Origin of the sequence: Halomonas ventosae, assembly GCF_004363555.1 — a bacterium.
GTDB classification, from domain to species: domain Bacteria; phylum Pseudomonadota; class Gammaproteobacteria; order Pseudomonadales; family Halomonadaceae; genus Halomonas; species Halomonas ventosae.
In genome coordinates this window covers 1-18,788 of record NZ_SNZJ01000010.1, presented here as the reverse complement: position 1 = coordinate 18,788, position 18,788 = coordinate 1, and the positions used below count along the sequence as shown (strand labels likewise).

At 68.8% G+C, this 18,788-nt stretch carries 17 protein-coding genes and 1 riboswitch; of the genes, 12 read left to right on the top strand and 5 right to left on the bottom strand.

The window, feature by feature from the left end:
• Positions 1–18 precede the first annotated feature (18 nt).
• The 5 genes from DFP85_RS10015 to DFP85_RS09995 all read left to right on the top strand — a co-directional run bounded on the left by DFP85_RS10015 (position 19) and on the right by DFP85_RS09995 (position 4,223).
• A complete protein-coding gene (locus DFP85_RS10015; RefSeq protein WP_133636148.1) occupies positions 19–1,017 on the top strand; it encodes a metallophosphoesterase in 999 nt (332 codons plus the stop codon).
• A gap of 178 nt (positions 1,018–1,195) precedes the next feature.
• Complete coding sequence (locus DFP85_RS10010) at positions 1,196–2,047, top strand: rhomboid family intramembrane serine protease (protein ID WP_133636147.1); 852 nt, start codon at positions 1,196–1,198, stop codon at positions 2,045–2,047.
• Positions 2,048–2,058: 11 nt separating this feature from the next.
• A complete protein-coding gene (locus DFP85_RS10005; RefSeq protein ID WP_133636146.1) occupies positions 2,059–2,343 on the top strand; it encodes a YeaC family protein in 285 nt (94 codons plus the stop codon).
• Complete coding sequence (locus DFP85_RS10000; protein WP_133636145.1) at positions 2,327–3,178, top strand: DUF2797 domain-containing protein; 852 nt, start codon at positions 2,327–2,329, stop codon at positions 3,176–3,178. The genes DFP85_RS10005 and DFP85_RS10000 overlap by 17 nt, the downstream gene beginning before the upstream one ends.
• A gap of 46 nt (positions 3,179–3,224) precedes the next feature.
• A complete protein-coding gene (locus DFP85_RS09995) occupies positions 3,225–4,223 on the top strand; it encodes a zinc-dependent alcohol dehydrogenase family protein (protein WP_243737262.1) in 999 nt (332 codons plus the stop codon).
• Positions 4,224–4,451: 228 nt separating this feature from the next.
• Here DFP85_RS09995 and DFP85_RS09990 read toward each other — a convergent pair whose 3' ends face one another.
• The 4 genes from DFP85_RS09990 to DFP85_RS09975 form a co-directional block, all read right to left on the bottom strand.
• Positions 4,452–6,062, bottom strand: coding sequence for an OpgD/OpgG family glucan biosynthesis protein (locus DFP85_RS09990; RefSeq protein WP_133636144.1), 1,611 nt, complete (start codon positions 6,060–6,062; stop codon positions 4,452–4,454).
• Positions 6,063–6,268: 206 nt separating this feature from the next.
• Entirely contained in the window at positions 6,269–6,649 is a 381-nt protein-coding gene (locus DFP85_RS09985) for a hypothetical protein (RefSeq protein ID WP_208108489.1), read from the bottom strand.
• A gap of 9 nt (positions 6,650–6,658) precedes the next feature.
• A complete protein-coding gene (locus DFP85_RS09980; protein ID WP_208108488.1) occupies positions 6,659–7,990 on the bottom strand; it encodes a sulfite oxidase in 1,332 nt (443 codons plus the stop codon).
• 153 nt (positions 7,991–8,143) lie between these two features.
• A complete protein-coding gene (locus DFP85_RS09975) occupies positions 8,144–9,232 on the bottom strand; it encodes a PA0069 family radical SAM protein (RefSeq protein ID WP_133636142.1) in 1,089 nt (362 codons plus the stop codon).
• A 130-nt stretch (positions 9,233–9,362) separates the two neighbouring features.
• Positions 9,363–9,582, top strand: a riboswitch (cobalamin riboswitch).
• Between the two features lie 131 nt (positions 9,583–9,713).
• Here DFP85_RS09975 and DFP85_RS09970 point away from each other — a divergent pair.
• The 5 genes from DFP85_RS09970 to DFP85_RS09950 all read left to right on the top strand — a co-directional run bounded on the left by DFP85_RS09970 (position 9,714) and on the right by DFP85_RS09950 (position 16,035).
• Complete coding sequence (locus tag DFP85_RS09970; RefSeq protein ID WP_133636141.1) at positions 9,714–11,585, top strand: TonB-dependent receptor domain-containing protein; 1,872 nt, start codon at positions 9,714–9,716, stop codon at positions 11,583–11,585.
• Positions 11,586–11,595: 10 nt separating this feature from the next.
• Complete coding sequence (locus DFP85_RS09965; RefSeq protein ID WP_243737261.1) at positions 11,596–12,495, top strand: cobalamin-binding protein; 900 nt, start codon at positions 11,596–11,598, stop codon at positions 12,493–12,495.
• A gap of 22 nt (positions 12,496–12,517) precedes the next feature.
• Positions 12,518–13,492, top strand: a complete 975-nt coding sequence (locus DFP85_RS09960; RefSeq protein WP_424955089.1) for a FecCD family ABC transporter permease — start codon at positions 12,518–12,520, stop codon at positions 13,490–13,492.
• Complete coding sequence (locus DFP85_RS09955) at positions 13,492–14,259, top strand: ABC transporter ATP-binding protein (RefSeq protein WP_133636139.1); 768 nt, start codon at positions 13,492–13,494, stop codon at positions 14,257–14,259. The genes DFP85_RS09960 and DFP85_RS09955 overlap by 1 nt, the downstream gene beginning before the upstream one ends.
• A gap of 360 nt (positions 14,260–14,619) precedes the next feature.
• Positions 14,620–16,035: a xanthine/uracil/vitamin C permease gene (locus tag DFP85_RS09950; protein WP_133636138.1), complete on the top strand. Its 1,416-nt coding sequence runs from the start codon at positions 14,620–14,622 to the stop codon at positions 16,033–16,035.
• A 70-nt stretch (positions 16,036–16,105) separates the two neighbouring features.
• Here DFP85_RS09950 and DFP85_RS09945 read toward each other — a convergent pair whose 3' ends face one another.
• A complete protein-coding gene (locus DFP85_RS09945) occupies positions 16,106–16,861 on the bottom strand; it encodes a glycerophosphodiester phosphodiesterase family protein (protein WP_133636137.1) in 756 nt (251 codons plus the stop codon).
• Between the two features lie 149 nt (positions 16,862–17,010).
• On the opposite strand from DFP85_RS09945, the gene DFP85_RS09940 reads away from it, so the two are divergent.
• The gene (locus DFP85_RS09940) at positions 17,011–17,595 is read left to right on the top strand and encodes a hypothetical protein (protein WP_133636136.1); all 585 of its coding nucleotides are present in this window, start codon (positions 17,011–17,013) and stop codon (positions 17,593–17,595) included.
• An 81-nt stretch (positions 17,596–17,676) separates the two neighbouring features.
• On the top strand, positions 17,677–18,654 hold the full coding sequence (locus tag DFP85_RS09935) for an NADPH:quinone reductase (RefSeq protein ID WP_133636135.1): 978 nt from the start codon (positions 17,677–17,679) through the stop codon (positions 18,652–18,654).
• Positions 18,655–18,788 lie beyond the last annotated feature (134 nt).

The following is an 18,788-nucleotide window of genomic DNA, read 5'->3' as shown; positions in this document are numbered from 1 at the left end:
GTGAGGAGCAACCTGAGCATGCAAGGCGGCCTCGAGGGCTACGACCTGATCGGCGATGTCCACGGCTGCGGGGCGACCCTGGGCTCACTGCTCGAGCGTCTCGGCTACCACCGGCGTGGCGGCGTCTATCGCCATCCGCGCCGCAAGGTGATCTTCCTCGGCGACCTGATCGACCGGGGGCCGCGCATCCGCCTGGCGGTCAGCATCGCCCGGCGGATGGTGGAGGAGGGCGAGGCCCACATCGTCATGGGCAACCACGAGTACAATGCCCTGGCCTACTGCCATCGCGCCCCCGGCGGCCTGGGTCGCGAGTGGCTGCGCGAGCACACGCCGCGCCACAATCGCATCATCAAGGAGACCCTGGAGCAGTACCGCGACTATCCCCAGGAGTGGGAGGAGGCGCTGGCCTGGTTCCTGGAGATCCCGCTCTGCCTGGAGCTCGATGGCCTGCGGGTGGTGCATGCCTGCTGGGACCAGCCGCTCGTGGAGGCGCTGCGCCGCGAGCATCCCGACGGCCGCATCGATGAAGCCTTCCTGGCCGCCTCTGTCGTGCCGGGAACCCTGGAATTCCGCATCCTCGACCGCCTGACGCGGGGCACCCACCTGCCCCTGCCGGAGGGCGTGGAGATCCAGTCGGGTGACGGCTTCACGCGGCGCAGCTTCCGTGCCCACTTCTGGGCCCGGCAGCCGCAGACCTGGGGCGACGTCATCTTCCAGCCGGACAACCTGCCCGATGACCTGGAGCGTCGCGAGCTCTCCGCCGAGGAGCGCGCCCGATTGAGCTACTATGGGCCCGAGCAGCCCCCGCTGTTCATCGGCCATTACTGGTGCGAGGGGATCCCGGCGTTGCCCGCCGCCAACGTCGCCTGCCTGGACTACAGCGCGGTCAAGTTCGGCCGCCTGGTGGCCTACCGCTGGAGCGGAGAGCCGAGACTCGATGCCAACCACTTCGTGTGGATCCGCGTGCCTCGCGAGGAAGAGGCCCGACCGCAGCCCTGGGAGATCGATTTCGATTGATACAATTCGTTACAAGAAAGTCGTGTCATCGCGCTGAACTCTCGCCCACGCACGCCATCAGAGTAGGTGTTCCCTTGAATGATCCCTTGCTCTTGTCCGGCGGCCCCCTCCGCCGGACTTTTTCTTTGCGTGGCCTGCACGCGCCGTCATGCCGGGCTCGTCACCTGCTGGAGAGGCCATGTACCGGGTAATCCTGCTGCCCCACGATGTCGATACCCGCGAGCTGCGGCGCGCCCTGTGGGCCCATCGCATCGGCCACCGCGTCACCGAGGAGAGCGAGGGGCAGGTGCTGTGGCTGGTCGACCCCGAGCAGCATGACGCCATGCTCGGGCTGCTCGAGCGCTGGCGGCAGGGGGAGCCGCTGATGCCCGAGCGGGCGCCGGCCGCGAGGCGCTCGACCGGCGAGCTGCTCGGCCCCTTTCGTCAGGTGCCGGTGACCTCCCTCGCGTTGGCGCTGTGCCTGGGGGTCTTCGCCGCCATGGGGGTGCTCGGCGACCGGGTGGTCGCGGCGCTGACCATCGTGCCGGTGGTCGTGGCCAATGGCGGCCTGGCCTTCGGCAACCTCGGCGAGGCGCTCGCCTCGGGCCAGGTGTGGCGGCTGCTGTCGCCGGCCTTCCTGCACTTCGGCTGGATGCACCTGATCTTCAACATGCTGTGGCTCTGGTACTTCGGCCGCCAGGTGGAGGCGCTGCAGGGCAGCACCCGGATGCTGACGCTGCTGCTCGTCGCCGCCATCGGCGCCAATCTGGCCCAGTACGCCGCCGGCACCGTGCTGTTCGGCGGCATGTCCGGCGTCGACTTCGCGCTGCTGGCCTATGTCTGGCTGATGTCCCGGCGTGCACCGCACAGCGGCTTCTTCGTGCCCCAGATGCTGGTGGTCTTCATGCTCGGCTGGCTGGTCTTCGCGATGACCGACATGGCCGCCATGGTGGGGTTCGGCAACGTGGCCAACGAGGCGCACCTGGGCGGGCTGGTCGTGGGCCTGGCGCTGGGCTGGTATCATTCCGGCCGTGCCCGCCGTCAATCCTGAGAGAACCCGTCATGAGCGAGATGTCCTTCGATCGCATGATCCAGCAGATGACCCCATCCATCTACGAGAGCCTCAAGCGCGCCGTGTCACTGCGCAAGTGGCCGGATGGCCGGATGCTGACGGCCGAGCAGACCGAGCTGTGCCTCGAGGCGGTGATGCGCTACGAGGTGGAGAACCAGGTGCCCGAGGAGCAGCGGGTCGGTTACCTGCAGCGACGCACCTGCGGCAGCGCCAGCAGCGGCACCGATGTGCCCCCCGAGCGGGCCGGCCTGGCCCGGGATGCCAGCCGTGACTGAGTCGATCGAGGCCGCCACGGCGATGCAGGGTTGCCTGAGCAAGATGGCCGTCGAGCCGGGCTCGCCGGCCCGCTACGTGCTGCGGGCCGGCGAGGCCCGTCTCGACCTCAACGCCCGCCTGGGCAAGCCCTTCCGGCTGGAGTGGACCGGCGCCATCGCCTGCACCCACTGTGGCCGGGCCACCCGGAAGAGCTTCGCCCAGGGCCACTGCTACCCGTGCTTCAAGCGGCTCGCCCAGTGCGATACCTGCATCATGAAGCCTGAGCTCTGCCACTTCTTCGAAGGGACCTGCCGCGAGCCCGACTGGGCCGAACGCCACTGCTTCCAGCCCCACGTGGTCTACCTGGCCAATGCTTCCGGCCTCAAGGTGGGCATCACCCGCTCAAGCCAGATGCCGACCCGCTGGCTCGATCAGGGCGCCGTGCAGGCCCTGCCGATCCTGGAGGTGGATACCCGCCAGCAGTCGGGCTTCGTGGAGGTGCTGTTCAAGGAGGAGGTCTCCGACCGCACCAACTGGCGCGCCATGCTCAAGGGCGGCACCCCGGCCCTTGACCTGATGGCCGAGCGGGACCGCCTGCTGGCGCGCCTGGAGGGTGGCCTGGCCAACCTGCGCGAGCGCTTCGGGGCCGACGCCATCCGCCTCCTCGACGAGGCGCCGCTGAGCTTCGACTATCCGGTGCTGGAGTTTCCCGCCAAGGTGGTCTCCCACAACCTCGACAAGCATCCTCTGGTGGCCGGCACCCTGCTCGGCATCAAGGGCCAGTACCTGATCCTCGACAGCGGCGTGATCAACCTGCGCAAGTTCACCGGCTACGAGGTCAAGGTCGCCGCCTGAGCTATCCTGCTGGCAGTGAATACGTGCACCCGCAGGAGGGAAGCCGATGAGCGAGTCGATGCGCGCCATGCGCCTGCATGCCCCGGGCAGGCCACTCGAACTGGAGCGAATCCCGCGCCCCACGCCCGGGCCCGGTGAGGTCCAGGTGCGCGTGCTGGCCTGCGGGGTCTGCCGGACCGACCTTCACGTGCTCGATGGCGAGCTCACCGACCCCCACCTGCCGCTGATCCCGGGGCACGAGATCGTCGGCGAGGTGACGGCGCTGGGGGCGGGTGTCCAGGCGCCGGCCCCGGGCACGCGGGTCGGGGTGCCCTGGCTGGGCTGGACCTGCGGCGAGTGCGAGCCCTGCCGGGCCGGCCGCGAGAACTTCTGCGAAAGGGCCGAGTTCACCGGCTACACCCGCGACGGCGGCTACGCGGAGTACTGCGTGGCCGATGCCCGCTATTGCTTTCCGCTGGATGTCGAGGATGCCCAGGCCGCCGCCCCGCTGCTGTGTGCCGGCCTGATCGGCTATCGCACCTGGCGGCTGGCCGGTGGCGAGACGAACCGGCGGCTCGGCATCTATGGCTTCGGTGCCGCGGCGCATATCCTGGTCCAGTTGGCGGTGGCTCGCGGCCAGCGGGTCTTTGCCTTTACCCGCCCCGGCGACGACGAGGCCCAGGCGTTCGCCCGTCGCCTCGGCGCCGTCTGGGCCGGCGGCAGCGACGAGGCCCCGCCCGAGCGCCTGGACGCCGCGCTGCTCTTCGCCCCGGTGGGCGAGCTCATCCCCACCGCGCTTGCCGCGGTGCGCCCCGGCGGGGCGGTGGTCTCCGGGGGCATCCACATGTCCGACATCCCCTCCTTTCCCTATCGCCTGTTGTGGGAGGAGCGAAGCCTGAGCTCGGTGGCCAACCTCACCCGCCGCGACGGCGAGGAGTTCCTGGCCCTCGCGCCCGGGGTGCCGATCCGCACCGAGACCCGGGCCTATCCGCTGGAGCAGGCCAACCAGGCGCTGGAGGACCTGCGTGAGGGGCGTCTCTCCGGGGCCGCGGTGCTGGTTCCCTGACGGCGCCTGCCTGGTCGAAGAGATCGGCCCGACGACGCGACGGCTGGCAGGCTGTGGTATCCAGCGCGGTATCGCCGGGGGAGTCGAGCCGCCGTTAGACCTGGCGACAGGGCTGTTCGAGCCGCTTGGCGCCCCCCGCCTTGGCCGCGCCTGCAGTGGCCCACGCGTCCCTCATGGGCCTGACCGCCGCGGCACCGGCGGATCAGGCCCATGACCCTGGCCGCTCGCTCAGAGATGGCTGGGGTTGTGAAGCTCCCGCTCCTCGGCAGGCGGCGGCGTCCACTGGTAGATCCAGGTCTCGGTCAGCGGCTGGCCGTCACCCTCCAGATAGAGGCGCAGGTTGATCGGTTCCGTGCCGTCGTCCTGGGGGACGACATCGAACATCGCCCGATAGCCCTGGATCGCCTCCAGGGGACGGGCAGAGGTGAGCTCGATGCGGCCCGCAGATGTCTCGATGACCGGCTTGACCTCGAGGTCTGCCTGATCATCGAGGGGGAAGGGGCCGCCCTGGAAGTCGACCGCGAAGCGCCAGCTGAAGTACTCCCGAGGCTGGCCGACGACCCCGCCCAGACCGGTACGGGTGGCGACGCAGCGTGCCCTGGGCGGCTGGTTTGGCGGGTACGCGTGCCAGTACAGGCGGTAGCCGAACAGCATTTCCTGGCCGAGTTCGACGGCGGCGTCGGGATGCCAGAAGGCGACGATGTTGTCGAAGGTCTCGTCGAGGGCCGGGATCTCGGTCAGCTGCACCGCGCCGGCGCCCCAGTCGCCCTTGGGTTCGACCCACACGCTGGGCCGGCGGTCGTAGAAGACGCCGTCGTCCTGGTAGTGGTCGAAGTCGTGATCACGCTGGACCAGGCCGAAGCCGCGGGGGTTGGTATCGGCGTAGCTGTTGAAGCGCAATCGGGGGGGATTGGCGAGCGGGCGCCACAGCCATTCGCCATCGCCGGTATGCATCGCGAGGCCATCGGAGTCATGGATCTCGGGGCGCCAGTCCCAGCCGGCGTCCCGGTCGTTCTCGCCGACCAGGTACATGCTGGTCAACGGGGCGACACCCAGGCGCTCGATGCCTTGGCGCGGGTAGAGGGCGGCGTCCACGTCCATGACCACGCCGGCGTCCGGGTTGCTGATCCGGAATCGATAGGCGCCGGTGATGCTGGTCGACTCGAGCAAGGCATAGACATGTACGGCCTCAACGTCGTCGTTCGGCTGCTCCAGCCAGAAGCGGGTAAAGTCGGGAAATTCCTCAGGGTGGTTCATGGCGGTGTCGATGGCCAGGCCGCGCGCCGACATGCCGTATTGCAGGGAGTCGCTGACTGCGCGGAAGTAACTGGCACCGAGGAAGGCGGCGATATCCCGTTGCCAGTCGTCCCTGTGGTGAAGCCGGAAGCCGGCGAATCCCAGATGCTCGGAGAGTGCATCGCCTTCGACGCCGGAGGTGCCGAAATCGAACATCGCCGGATCGTAGGCGATCTCCTGGGCCTGGCCGTCGTGCAGGGTGTAGATTCTCACCGGCCGCGTGAAGTTACGGCCCAGGTGGAAGAGCTGGGCCCGAAAGGGGACCTCCTCGTGCTGGGCCCAGAGGGCATGATCGGGACGAAAGCCGATGGCCTGATACTGGTCCCAGCTCAGGTCCTTTAGCGTTGCCGGCAACTCGGGCTGGGCCTCGCGTGGGGGCTGCTCGGCGAGGTTGCGGGCCAGGCCCTTTAGCCAGGCGTAATCGAAAGGCTCGCGGGGACCCGTGGTCGGGATTCGCTGTGCAGTGGCGGCGAGCAGGGGAGAAAGGGGCAGGAAGGTGCCACCGAGGACGGTGGTCGCCTTCAGGAAGTCGCGTCGGTTCATCGTTGTCGTCCCTGGAGTCGTGATTCCATGGCGGCCAACCGACGACGTTCCGGCACTGCTCTCGATGAGAATGCACTCGAGAGCGATGCACGCCGGCTGACCGGGTCAGTGACAGTCTAGGAGCGGGAGAGGTTCCGGAGTGGTCGTACAAGAGCGCCACCGGCCGGGCGGCCGGTGGCGAGGGGATCGTGACGGGAGGCGGGGGGTCAGTCGGAGTCGGCCACCGTCGGATAGGGGTTATCCGGCATCAGCGTGCGCGGCAGCGCCGGGCGTCGGGTATCCTCCTTGGGTCCGTAGTACTCGGCCAGATAGTCGAGGATGGTCGCCTCTGTCTCGGCCTGGAACTCCCAGAGCCCCTGGGTATCCTGCATCCAGCGGATCAGGTACTGCCAGTGGTTGCGGGAGCCGCTGTTCTGGGTGACCAGCTTGGCCGAATGGCAGGCGGTGCAGTTGTTGCGCACTGTCTCCCAGCCCTCGGCCTTGATCAGGCCGGTGTCCGGGTCCGTCTCCTGGGCCCCCGCCGCCAGGGGAAGGCACAGCAGGGCCACTCCCAGTGTCGGCATGGCGAATGCGTGTAAAGGCTTCATGGTGACCTCCTAGGCCACCTGGACCGCGATGCGGTGGCAGGCGTTGTTGAGGTAACCCTTGGGGTTCCAGCCCGGCACGACCATGGGTTGAGCGCGGCCCTCCTCGTCGGTGGCCTTGGCCCACACCTCGTAGTAGCCGGGCTCGGGGAACTCCACCGTGGTGGTCCAGCGCTGCCAGGCCAGGCGGTTGGGCGGGTCCTTCAGCTCGGCCTTCTGCCAGGTGGCACCGAAGTCGATGGAGACGTGCATCTCCTTCACGGCCAGGTCGCCGGCCCAGGCGTGGCCGCGAACCTCCATGGCCTCGCCGAGGGCATGGTCGATGCCGGACTTCGGGAAGGTGACCAGCGACTTCACCGGCATCGACTCGATGGTCTCGAAGTCCTCGTTGGGCACGTTGCTGCCCGGTGCCACCGGGTGCTTGGGCACGCTGTAGGAGGGGGCGCCCATCTTGGCGCCGTCATGCTTTTCGTTGCGGATCACGATGCGCTTGAGCCACTTGCCGGACACCGACCCCGGCCATCCCCCACACACCACGCGCAGGGGGTAGCCGTTGAGATAGGGGATGTCCTCGCCGTTCATCGCCCAGGCGATCAGCGACTCGTCCTCCAGCGCCTTCTCCATGGGCACGCCACGCGAGATGGCCTCCTTGTTGGGGTCGCCGCTGGCATGGGCATCGGCCCCGTAATAGCCGATGTAGACGGCGTCGTCCTTGATCCCGCAGGCCTCCAGCACGTCGCGCAGTCGCACACCGGTGAAGGTCGGGCAGGCCACCGCGCCGGTGGTCCATTGGTTGCCACTGGCCGAGGGCACGTACTCGCTGCGGCCGTTGCCGCCGCACTCCACCTGCAGTTGCAGGGTGTGGTGCTCGAACTTTTCCTTGAGGTCGGCGATCGAGAAGCTCTGCGGGTTCTCGCAGGATTCGCCGCTGATCTCCAGTTCCCAGGTATCGGCGTCGATGCTTTCCACCTCGGGGGGAATGCCGTTGTTGCGCACGAACATGTGCTTCGCCGGGGTGATGTCGTCGTCCAGCAGGTGGGCCGGGGTCTCGGCATTGATGGGCCTGTCGTTGAGGACGGTCAGGCCCTCCTTGCCCTCCAAGGTGAAGGGCTCGTCGCTCTGGGCCAGGGCGGCTGGGATCAGCCCGCCCGGCATGCGGTCGGCGAAGGGAATGGAGCCCCCCACGGCGGCGGCCATGGCAAGCAGACTGGAGCGTTTCAGGAAGCCGCGTCGGGTGACGGGGTCGACCTCACGGTCCCAGAGCTTGCGATCCGCGGCCTCGGGATCTTCGGCATAGAGTTCATGGATGCCGCGTGCCCTGGTATCGGGGGGTAGTCGTGTCATGGCGGGACTCCTGGCGGGCTCTGGCATGCGGGGTGCGGGGCGTCCTGTGCGCATGCCGGGCCGTTGTTGTGGTTGTCGTGCCGGTGTGTTCCATCACTTCAGGCCTTACGATATTCCAGCATAGCAGGGAATCGCGGCGTGCAAGCTCGGCCCTCACTCAAAGAGGTCCCCCTGGGCGCGGGGCGGCCGGAAGGCCGAGGTGTCCAGCGCCTGGCCTGCCTTGGCTGCCGGATCGTTCAACCCCAGGCGGCGGCAGGCCTTGTGGAAGCGCTGCTCCAGCAGCTCCGCGAAGACCCCCTCGCCCCGCATGCGCTTGCCGAAACGCGGGTCGTAGTCCGCACCGCCCCGACACTGGCGGATGAGGCTCATCACCTTGCCGGCCCGTTGGGGGTAGTGCTCCGATAGCCAGGCCTCGAACAGCGGGGCGACCTCCCGGGGCAGGCGCAGCAGCATCCAGCCGGCGGTGGTGGCCCCGGCGTTGGCGGCGGCCTCGAGCAGGCGCTCGAGCTCATGGTCGGTGAGCCCGGGGATCACCGGCGAGACCAGGGTGCCCACCGGAATGCCGGCCTCGGCCAGGGTGCGGATCACCCTCAGCCTCGCCGAGGGGGAGGCGGCCCGCGGCTCCAGGGTTCGCTTCAGCTCGCTATCGAGGCTGGTGAGGCTGACCATCACCCGCACCAGGCGCTGCCTGGCCAGGGCCCGCAGCAGGTCGAGGTCGCGCAGGATCAACCCGCCCTTGGTCACTAGGGTCACCGGATGGCGGCACTCGAGCAGCAGCGCCAGGATGGCGCGGGTCGTGGCGTAGCGGGCCTCCAGGGGCTGGTAGGCATCGGTGTTGCCGGCGAGATTGATGGGTCGGCATTGGTAGCCGGGCCGGCACAGCTCGTCCCGCAGGCGCTCCACCAGTCCGGTCCGGGCGATCAGCTTCGTCTCGAAGTCGAGCCCCGGGGAGAGATCCCAGTAGGCGTGGCTGGGGCGCGCGTAGCAGTAGATACAGCCATGCTCGCAGCCACGATAGGGATTGATCGAGCGGTCGAAGGGCAGGTCGGGGGAACTGTTCCAGGCCAGGGCGCTGCGGGTGCGCTCCTCGCGCACCTCGGTGGCCAGGCCCGTCGGCGCCTCCTCCTGCCACCAGCCGTCGTCGACCGGCTCGCTGGTGGTCGGGTCGAAGCGGTTGTGGGGGGAGTAGGTGGCGCCGCGGCCCTTGCGCGCCACGCCATCGTGGTTCGGTTGATGGGCCATCGGAATACCTGCTTACTGTATAAAATAACAGTATAGGTGCGCGGCGGAGCTCTGTCAGCCCGTCGGCCAGTCGGCTGCGCCAGGTCAATCTGCGCGAGGATGCGCGTTGACGCTTCATCGGGGGGTTGCTAGCTTACGCGCACTCTCAGGTGCTGGTGGATGCATCCGCCAGTGAAACGGGAAGTCGGTGATTCCATTCCGACGCTGCCCCCGCAACGGTGATCGAGAAGAGAACGGCCATCACGCCACTGTGCTGCGGCACGGGAAGGCGGTCGTTCCGGACGTCAGGCCTGCTTCATGTCCGACACCCACTCGTCAGCCCGGAGACCGGCCCGAGAGTTCATGCCGAGTTGCGGTGGGCGAGCTCGAGGCAGGGCCGGCGCCGCTTTTCCGTTCGTCCTTCTTCCTCGACCCCTTGCCGCCTCGGCGTTCAATACGCCATCACGCCGTGCGGGTGAGCACGGTGAGCAAGGGACACCCCATGAAAACCATAAACTACGCCGCCCAGGGCCTGGCCGTCTTTGGCCTTGCCGCGCTTCCGCTGGCCGTCCACGCCCAGGCAAGCAGCGACGACCAGGCGTCTCCAACCGTCGAGCTCAATCCGATGGTCGTGACCGCCGCCCTGGCGCCCCGCACCGCCGACCAGAGCCTCTCCTCCGTCACCGTGATCGACGAGGCCGCCCTGCGTCGCCAGGATCCCGCCAGCATCACCGATGTGCTGCGTGGCCAGCCCGGGGTGGATGTCACCACCCAGGGCAATTTCGGCAAGCAGAGCAGCGTCTTCATCCGCGGGACGGGCAGCAATGCCAATGTGCTGCTGATCGACGGGATCCGGCTGCGCTCGGCAACCACGGGGGCGGCCTCCTGGGAGTTCCTGGATCCACGCATGTTCGACCGTGCCGAGATCGTGCGCGGCCCCCGCGGCAGTCTCTACGGCGCCGACGCGGTGGGTGGCGTGGTCCAGTTGTTCACGCCGGAAGGGGAAGAGGGTAGTCCCCAGCCGCGCATCTCGGTTGGTGGTGGCTCCTTCGAGACTCAACGCTACTCCGCCAGTCTCTCCGGTGCCGAGGACGGTACCCGCTACCATTTTGCCGCCAGCCGTTTCGATACCGAGGGCGCACCGGTGCGCCGCGATGGGGACGACAAAGGCCATGACAACACCACCGGCCTGGTACGACTTTCCCACACCTTCGACAGCGGGGCCGAGATCGGCATGCTGGCGCTGCGATCGAAGGGGAGCACGGAATTCGACGCGTCCGGGCCGGCTGAGGATGATTTCGTGCAGCAGGTGGCAGGCATCTATACCGAGTTGCCACTCACCGAGAGATGGACGAGCCGGCTCACCCTCAGCGAGGCGCGTGACGAGCGTGATACGCTAGCACCGACCTACAGTTCCCTCTTCGAGACCCGGACCCGTACCGCCCAGTGGAAGAACACTCTGGCCCTCGGCCAGCATGAAGTGGTGGTCGGTGCCGAGTACAGCGAAGATGATCTCGGCGACAGTCAGACGTCCGGGCTCGCCTTCAACGAGGAGAGCCGCGACAACCGGGCGGTGTTCGCCCAGGGACTGCTGGACTTCCAGCCGCTTACCACCCAGCTCAGCCTTCGCCATGACGACAACCAGGCGTTCGGTGAGGAACTGACCGGCAGTCTGGCACTGGGCTATGAGCTGGATGCCCGTCACAGCCTGCGTGCCAGCTTCGGAACGGCCTTTCGTGCCCCGACCTTCAACGAGCTTTACTTCCCCTTCGTCGGCTCGAGCAACCCGGACCTGGAAGCCGAAACCTCCGAGACGGTCGAACTGGGCATTCGCGGGCAGTACGACGCCTGGTTCTGGGATCTCGCCGCCTACCGGACCGAAGTGGAGGACCTGATTGCCCTGGATGCCAGCTTCCGCCCTGTCAACGTCAATGAGGCCAGAATCCGCGGCGCCGAGCTCTCCGCCGGTGCCGAGTTCGACGGCTGGACGCTGGCGACGGCGCTGACCTATACCGACCCCGAGGACCGCGATACCGGCAACCGGCTGGCGCGCCGTGCCACCCAGGGCCTGCGTCTCGATATCGATCGCGAACTGGGGGAGTGGTCGCTGGGCGCGTCCTGGATCGCTCAGAACCATCGCTACAACGACGGCGCCAACGAGCAGCGGTTGCCCGGCTATGGCATCGTCAACCTGCGGGCCGGCTGGCAGCTTGCGCCGATGTGGTCGCTGCGCGCCACCGTGGAGAATCTGACGGACAAGGAGTATGCCACCGCCCAGGGCGCTGACTTCGACCTTGCCACCTTCGAGAGCATCCCCTTCGACTACATCAACGCCGGCCGAGCTGGCTTTGTCAGTGTCCACTTTGGCCCCTAGGGAGTCGCCAGTGACCCGCCGCCGACTGCCAGGTTTGCTCCTGCTATTGCTCGCGCTGCTGGCCGGCCTCATCGGGCCGGCCGCTGCCGATCAGATCTGCGCCATCGACGATACCGACCGCGAGGTCTGCCTGGCGGACCCGGCCGAGCGGATCATCGCGCTCTCTCCCGGGGCCACCGAGCTGCTCTTCGCCGCCGGGGCAGGGGAGCGGCTGGTGGCGGCGGTGGAGCACAGCGACTATCCACCCGAGGCCAAGGCGCTGCCCTCGGTGGGCAGCCATGACCGCCTGGACCTGGAGCGGCTGGTGGCCCTGCAGCCGGACCTGGTGATCGGCTGGGTCACCGGCAATCCTGCCGAGCAGGTGGAGCGCCTCGAGCGGCTGGGGGTGCCGGTGTTCCGGATCGAGCCACGGGCGTTCGAGGGCATCGCCACGGCCCTCGAGCGGCTGGCGCGGCTGGCCGGCAGCGAGGCCCAGGGGCGCCTGGCCGCCGAGCGCTTTCGCCAGGGGCTTGCCGAGATGGCGGCGCGCCATGCCGGCGCGCCCCCGGTGACGGTGTTCTACCAGGTGTGGGACTCGCCGCTGATGACCGTCAACGACGAGCACCTGATCGGCAAGGCGGTGACGCTCTGCGGGGGCGTGAATGTCTTCGGCGGTCTCGCGCGGCTGGTGCCGCGCATCGACGAGGAAGCCCTGCTGGCGGCCGATCCCGAGGTGATCCTCGCCGGTGGGCGAGGGGAGCAGAACCGCAGTTGGCTCGAAGACTGGCGGCGCTTTCCCAAGCTGACCGCGGTGGCCCGCGACAACCTCTTCCTCGTGCCCCCGTCGCTGCTCCAGCGCCCCACGCCGCGCCTGCTCGAGGGCAGCCGGCTCCTCTGCGAGCGGCTGGAGGTGGCCCGTGGGCCGCGTTAGCCCGCGCGCTGCCCACGGGCACCTGACCCTGGGCCACCTGGCGTTGACCCTGGGGGGGCTGGCCGCGTTGGCCCTGGCGGCCCTGGTATTCGCCGTCGCCCTGGGCAGCGCCACCGTGCCCCTGTCGGACGGCCTCGCCGTCCTGGTGGGCGGGGGAGACGCCCTGTCGCGCACCCTGATCCTGGAGCTTCGCCTGCCGCGAGCCCTGGCCGCCTTCGCCACCGGCGGCCTGCTGGCGGTGGCCGGTGCGCTGATGCAGGTGCTGTTGCGCAACCCGCTGGCGGATCCCTATGTGCTGGGGCTTTCCGGCGGTGCGGCGGTGGGTGCCTTGCTGGCGATGCTGGCGGGGCTGGGCAGCGCCCTGGTCTCGGGATCGGCCTTTGCCGGCGCCCTGACGGCGACCCTGCTGGTGTTCGGCCTGGCCCATGGGACCGGCAGCTGGACCCCCTCGCGGCTGCTGCTCACCGGAGTGGTCGTCGCCTCCGGCTGGGGGGCGGTGATCACCCTGATCCTGTCGCTCACCCCGTCCCGGCAGCTGCCGGGCATGCTCTACTGGCTGATGGGCGACCTGGCCCATGCGCGGGGCCCCGGCGTCGCGCTGGGCCTGCTGGGCCTGGTCTGCCTGCTGGTGGTGCCGCTCGGGCGAAGCCTCAACGTGCTGGCACGGGGCGGGCTGCAGGCGGCGGCCCTGGGCGTGGCGGTCAGTCGGCTGGAGTGGCTGGTCTATCTGCTGGCGAGCCTGGTGACCGCCGTCGCCGTGACCACGGCCGGAAGCATCGGTTTCGTGGGGCTGGTGGTGCCGCACCTGCTGCGCCTGGCGCTGGGCAACGACCAGCGGCTGATCCTTCCCGCCTGTGCCCTGGCCGGCGGTACCCTGCTGGTGCTGGCCGACACCCTGGCGCGGACGATCATCGCGCCCGAGCAGCTGCCGGTGGGGGTGATCACCGCCCTGCTCGGCGTGCCGGTCTTCCTCTACCTGCTGCATCGGAGCCGCTGATGAGTCGCCTGGAGACCCGCGGGCTGGTCATCGACGTGCCGGGCCGCAAGGGCGGGGACCCCCTGGACCTCGACGTGCTGCCGGGCCAGGTGTGGGGCGTGCTGGGACCCAATGGCGCGGGCAAGACCACCCTGCTGCATACCCTGGCCGGCCTGCGCTCGCCGCGCGCCGGCTGGATCGAGGTGGATGGCGTGCCCTTGACGCGCCTGCGACGCCGCCGTCTGGCCCAGTGCCTGGGGCTGGTCTTCCAGGAACATCACGACGGCTTTCCCGCCACGGTGGAGGAGACCGCCCTGATCGGCCGCCATCCCTGGCTTTCGCCGTGGCAGATGGAAACCGCCGAGGACCTGGCATTGGCCCATCGCGCCCTGGCGCGACTCGACCTGGCCGAGCTGGGTGGGCGTCAGGTGGCTACCCTCTCCGGTGGCGAGCGCCAGCGGCTGGCGATCGCCACCCTGCTGGCCCAGGATCCGGGCGTCTGGCTCGCCGACGAGCCCACCAATCATCTGGACCTGCACCATCAGGTGGCGGTGATGCGCCTGCTGGCCGGGCAGGCGGCCGACGGCCGCGCCGTGATGCTGTGCCTGCATGACCTGAACCTGGCCGCTCGCTGGTGCGATCACCTGCTGCTGCTCTACCCGGACGGCGAAGCCTGCTGGGGCCCGGCGGAGAGCATGCTGGTCCCCGCAGCCCTCGAGCGCCTCTATGGCCAGCGCCTGGCCAGTGCCGAGGTGGAAGGCGCGAGGGTGTTCGTCGCCGTGCCCTGAGCCTTGCACTTTGGTCGTGCCCGCCGCACGGCGCTGGCATCAACCCTGCCGGTTTTCCTGCCGCTCGGGCACGGGTTGCCTTCTCGCCATTCATGGATGACGTTGACGTAAACGTCGCCAATCTCCCCGGGAAGCTGTCGACAACATTCCGGAACTCGACCGGCTCCATGCCGTCATCTTGCTTGGTGGGCGGCGGGTGAGGTGATGATTGTCGACATCAAGTGACGCTCACGCCGCCCCACCGTTCGATAGAAGGTCGAATGTCCTCTCTTGCTGCACCTGCGTAAAACGACCATGCCCAACAACAACAATGCTCGACAAGGACCGCTCATGCCCAATCCGACACGATGAGGAACCGACGTGCTGCTCAAACGCGAATACGGTGAAGAACACCCCTACTGGCCCCTCGGCCCCTTCAAGCTGCGCCTGCCGTTCATCCACTTCCGCTGGGAGGTCCCCGAGACCGTCCAGGCGCTGGTGATGTTCGTCATCGCCATGGGCATGATCCCGCTGCTCGAGCAGTACCTGGGGGTGCCCTACGAGGTGGCGCTGGCCTTCGTGGTGGTCTGCGGCATCGGCTTCATCCTGCCACCGCTGCTCGGTGTGCCCTTCATTGCCGGCTGGATCACCCCCGCGATCCCGGTGGTGCTGCTGTTCCTGAGCGACTTCACGCCCGGCCCCGAGGCGATCCGCGCCATGGTGGCCCTGCAGCTGATGGTGACGGCCATCTTCCTGTTCATGGCGGTGACCCGGCTGGGCTCGAAGCTGGTCAACAACATTCCCGACTCGATCAAGGCCGGCATCCTTCTGGGGGCGGGCATCGCCGCGATCAGCGGCGAGATCAGCGCCGGCGGACGCCTCTACAACACGCCGATCTCGCTGGGCATCGGCGGCCTGGTGACCCTCTATGTGCTCTTCTCGCTGTCGTTTCGCGACCTCGCCGAGAAGCATCGCTGGGCGCGCAACATCGCCGCCTACGGCATGGTGCCGGGCATGCTGGTGACCATGGCCATCGGCTGGGGCGTGGGCGAGTACCCGCTGCCCGAGATCGAGTGGGGCATGGCGATTCCCGACTTCGCCGGTATCTGGGGCTACCTGCCCTTCGCGGTCGGGCTGCCGGGACTGGAACTGCTGCTGGCCGCGATCCCCACGGCGGTCATCGCCTATATCATCGCCTTCGGTGACATCATCGTCGGCCAGAGCCTGATCAAGCGGGTCGACCACCTGCGGCCCGACGAGAAGATCGAGGTCAATGTCGATCGCGTTCACCTGATCACCGGCCTGCGCAACCTGATGCACGCCTTCCTCGCCCCCTATCCGGGGCTGGCCGGCCCGCTGTTCACCGGTGCCATGGCGACCATCGCCGAGCGCTACCGCTACGGGCGCAAGGCCATGGACACCATCTACTCCGGCGCCTCGGTGTTCTGGATCGTCGGCTTCCTGGCGCTGTTCATGCTGCCGCTGATCACCCTGTTCCGGCCGGTGCTGCCCATCGCCCTGTCGATCACCCTGCTGATCACCGGCTACCTCTGCATCGCCGTGGCGGTGGAGCAGATCCGCAATGCGACCGCCATGGGCGTGGCCGGCATCATGGGGGTGGTGCTGGCGACCCACGGTGCCGCCTGGGGGCTGGGTGTCGGCCTGGTGCTCTATTTCATGGTCGAGCACCGGTCGCGCCGGGCGCGCGTCGCCGAACCCGAGGAGCCGATCGCCGTGGAAGACGACATGGCGGTGGAAACGGACGATGGCCTCGAGCCGGAGCCCGTCACGCGCTGATCGTGCACACGCGTCTTGCCATGTTGCGGGCCGCCTTTCAAGGCGGCCCGCCTGCTGTGGGGAAGGGGGGTCAGGCGTCGGGCAGATGGCCGAGGAAGCGCGCCGGATCGTCGCTGATCACCGCCTCGACCCCCCATTGCCAGCGCGGGGCGAAGGCGGCGGGATCGTTGGCCGTATAGCAGAGCAGTCGATAGCCGGCCTCGACGACCTCGCGAACGCGCGACGGCTTGAGGCGCCTCCAGTCGGCATGCACGCTGTAGGCCTGCACCGGCTCGCAATGCCGGCGCCAGTCGCGGCCGACCGCCTCGAAGAGCACGCCGAGCGCCAGCGCCTCGGGCCCGGCAAGGGCGCGCGCCTGGGCTAGCGCCGTGTCGTTGAAGGAGGAGACCAGGCAGCGTGCCGGCGGCAGCGCCTCCATCACCGGGGGCAGGGCGGCCTCCACCAGGGCCCGGGGGTCCCGGCCGCGATTCACCTTGAGCTCCAGGTTCACCCCCATCTGCAGCTCGTCGAGCAGGGCCAGCATCTCCCCGAGGGTGGCCATGCGTTCACCCAGGAAGGCGTCGCCGAACCAGCTGCCCGCGTCGAGCCGGCGGGCCGCGGCCAGGTCCAGGTCGGCGAGGCGTCCACGGCCATCGGAGCAGCGCCGGATGTTGGCGTCATGCCAGATCACCGGGGTTCCGTCGCCGAGCAGCTGCACGTCCAGTTCCACCCAGGTGACGCCCGCGGCGTGGGCGGCGCGCACCGCGGAGAGGGTGTTCTCCGGGGCATGGGCGGAGAGGCCGCGGTGGGCAATCAGGCGGGGCAGGGGGATGTCGGGGTGGGGCATGCTCGGTCGTCCTGGTCTGCGAGGCGCCGTCCACTGGCGGCGAGGAAGCGGCCTACAGCGTATCGCCATCCGCCATGGCCTGGATATGGTAGGCTGCGCGATTTCGACCCTGGTGATGGTGCCGGACCCGACGATGCGAGGAGCGTGAGATGAGAGTCGTGCATATCAAGAACCCCCGGCAGCGCGAGGCCTGCCTGGCCCGGCTGTGTGCCGAGGCCTATGGCCAGGAGGCGGGCCTCAGGCCGCTGGCCACCTTCGCCGGCACCCTGGGCGTGCTGGTCAAGCAGGAGGCGGCCAGGGTGCTGGCGCTGGTGGATGACCAGTCGCGCCCGGTGGCGCTGGCCCTGCTCGTGCTCGATGAGCTCGGCAGCAGCATGACCGTGATGCTGCTGGCCGAGCTTGACCAGGACCCGCAACAGGAGGGCGTGGCGCGGCCGGCCGAGCGCCTGGTCGCCGAGCTGGCGCTCAAGGCCCCGCTGCGGGTCGATGCCCGGGATGCCGAGCAGGAGGCGCGCTTTCGCGACGCCGGCATCACCCGTTGGCTGGACGGCAAGGCCGGGATGCGGATCGGCCTGGGTCCCAAGCATCCCGCCACCTCCCTCGAGGACCTGCCCCGGGCACTGACCTTCGACGAGGCGGCGGTGATCCAGTCCTTCAAGCGTGACCGCAAGCAGTTCGATGACTACAAGGCGCGCTTCATCCGCGGCCTGGAAACCTTTCCCGCCACGCTCTGAGCGCGGCGCGACTTGACCCGGGGGGACCACGGCGCTTGACTGGTGGGCCCATCCCGAAGGCAGCACAAGGAAAGCACTCCCATGGCCAAGCGCATCCAGTTCGCCCGCACCGGTGGCCCCGAGGTCCTCGAGCTCGTCGACGTCGCCCCGGCCGAGCCGGCGCCCGGCGAGGTCCGCGTGAGGAACCAGGCCGTCGGCCTCAACTTCATCGACATCTACTTTCGCACCGGCCTCTATCCGGCCCCGTCGCTGCCCTCCGGTCTGGGCACCGAGGGGGCCGGCGTGGTGGATGCAGTGGGCGAGGGCGTCACCCACCTCAAGCCGGGGGACCGGGTCGCCTATGCCCAGGGGCCGCTGGGCGCCTATGCCGAGCAGCATGTGCTGCCGGCGGAGAAGGTAGTGGCGTTGCCTGCCGGCATCGACGTCGAGACCGCCGCCGCCAGCATGCTCAAGGGCCTGACCGTGCAGTACCTGCTGCGCCAGACCCGCGAGCTCAAGGGCGGCGAGACGATCCTCTGGCACGCCGCCGCCGGTGGCGTGGGTTCCATCGCCTGCCAGTGGGCCAGGGCGCTGGGCGTGAAGCTGATCGGTACCGTCAGTTCGCCTCAGAAGGCGGCGTTGGCCGAGAAGAACGGCGCCTGGGCGACCATCGACTATACCCGGGAGGACGTCGTCGCGCGGGTACGCGAGCTGACCGATGGCGCGATGTGCGACGTGGTCTACGACTCGGTGGGCAAGGACACCTGGGAGACCTCGCTGGACTGCCTCAAGCCCCGCTCGCTGATGGTCAGCTTCGGCAACGCCTCGGGCGCCGTGGAGGGGGTCAACATCGGCATCCTCAACCAGAAGGGGTCGCTGTTCGTCACCCGGCCGAGCCTCAACGGCTATGCCGACACCCGCGAGCGGCTGGAGGCGATGGCCGGCGAGCTCTTCGAGATGCTCCAGAGCGGCAAGGTGAAGGTCGATATCGCGCAGCGTTATCCGCTGGCGGAGGCCGGCAAGGCCCAGGAGGCCCTCCAGGGGCGCCAGACCACCGGCTCCACCATTCTCCTTCCCTGAAGAAGCCCCAAGGCACAAGGCACAAGGCTCAAGCCGCAATGATGCGGCCCTGAAAAAGTAGACACCTTCTCAGGCAGCGGCTTCATAGGTCCGGGGGGAGACTCCGCCCAGGGCCCCATGGAGCCGCACGTTAT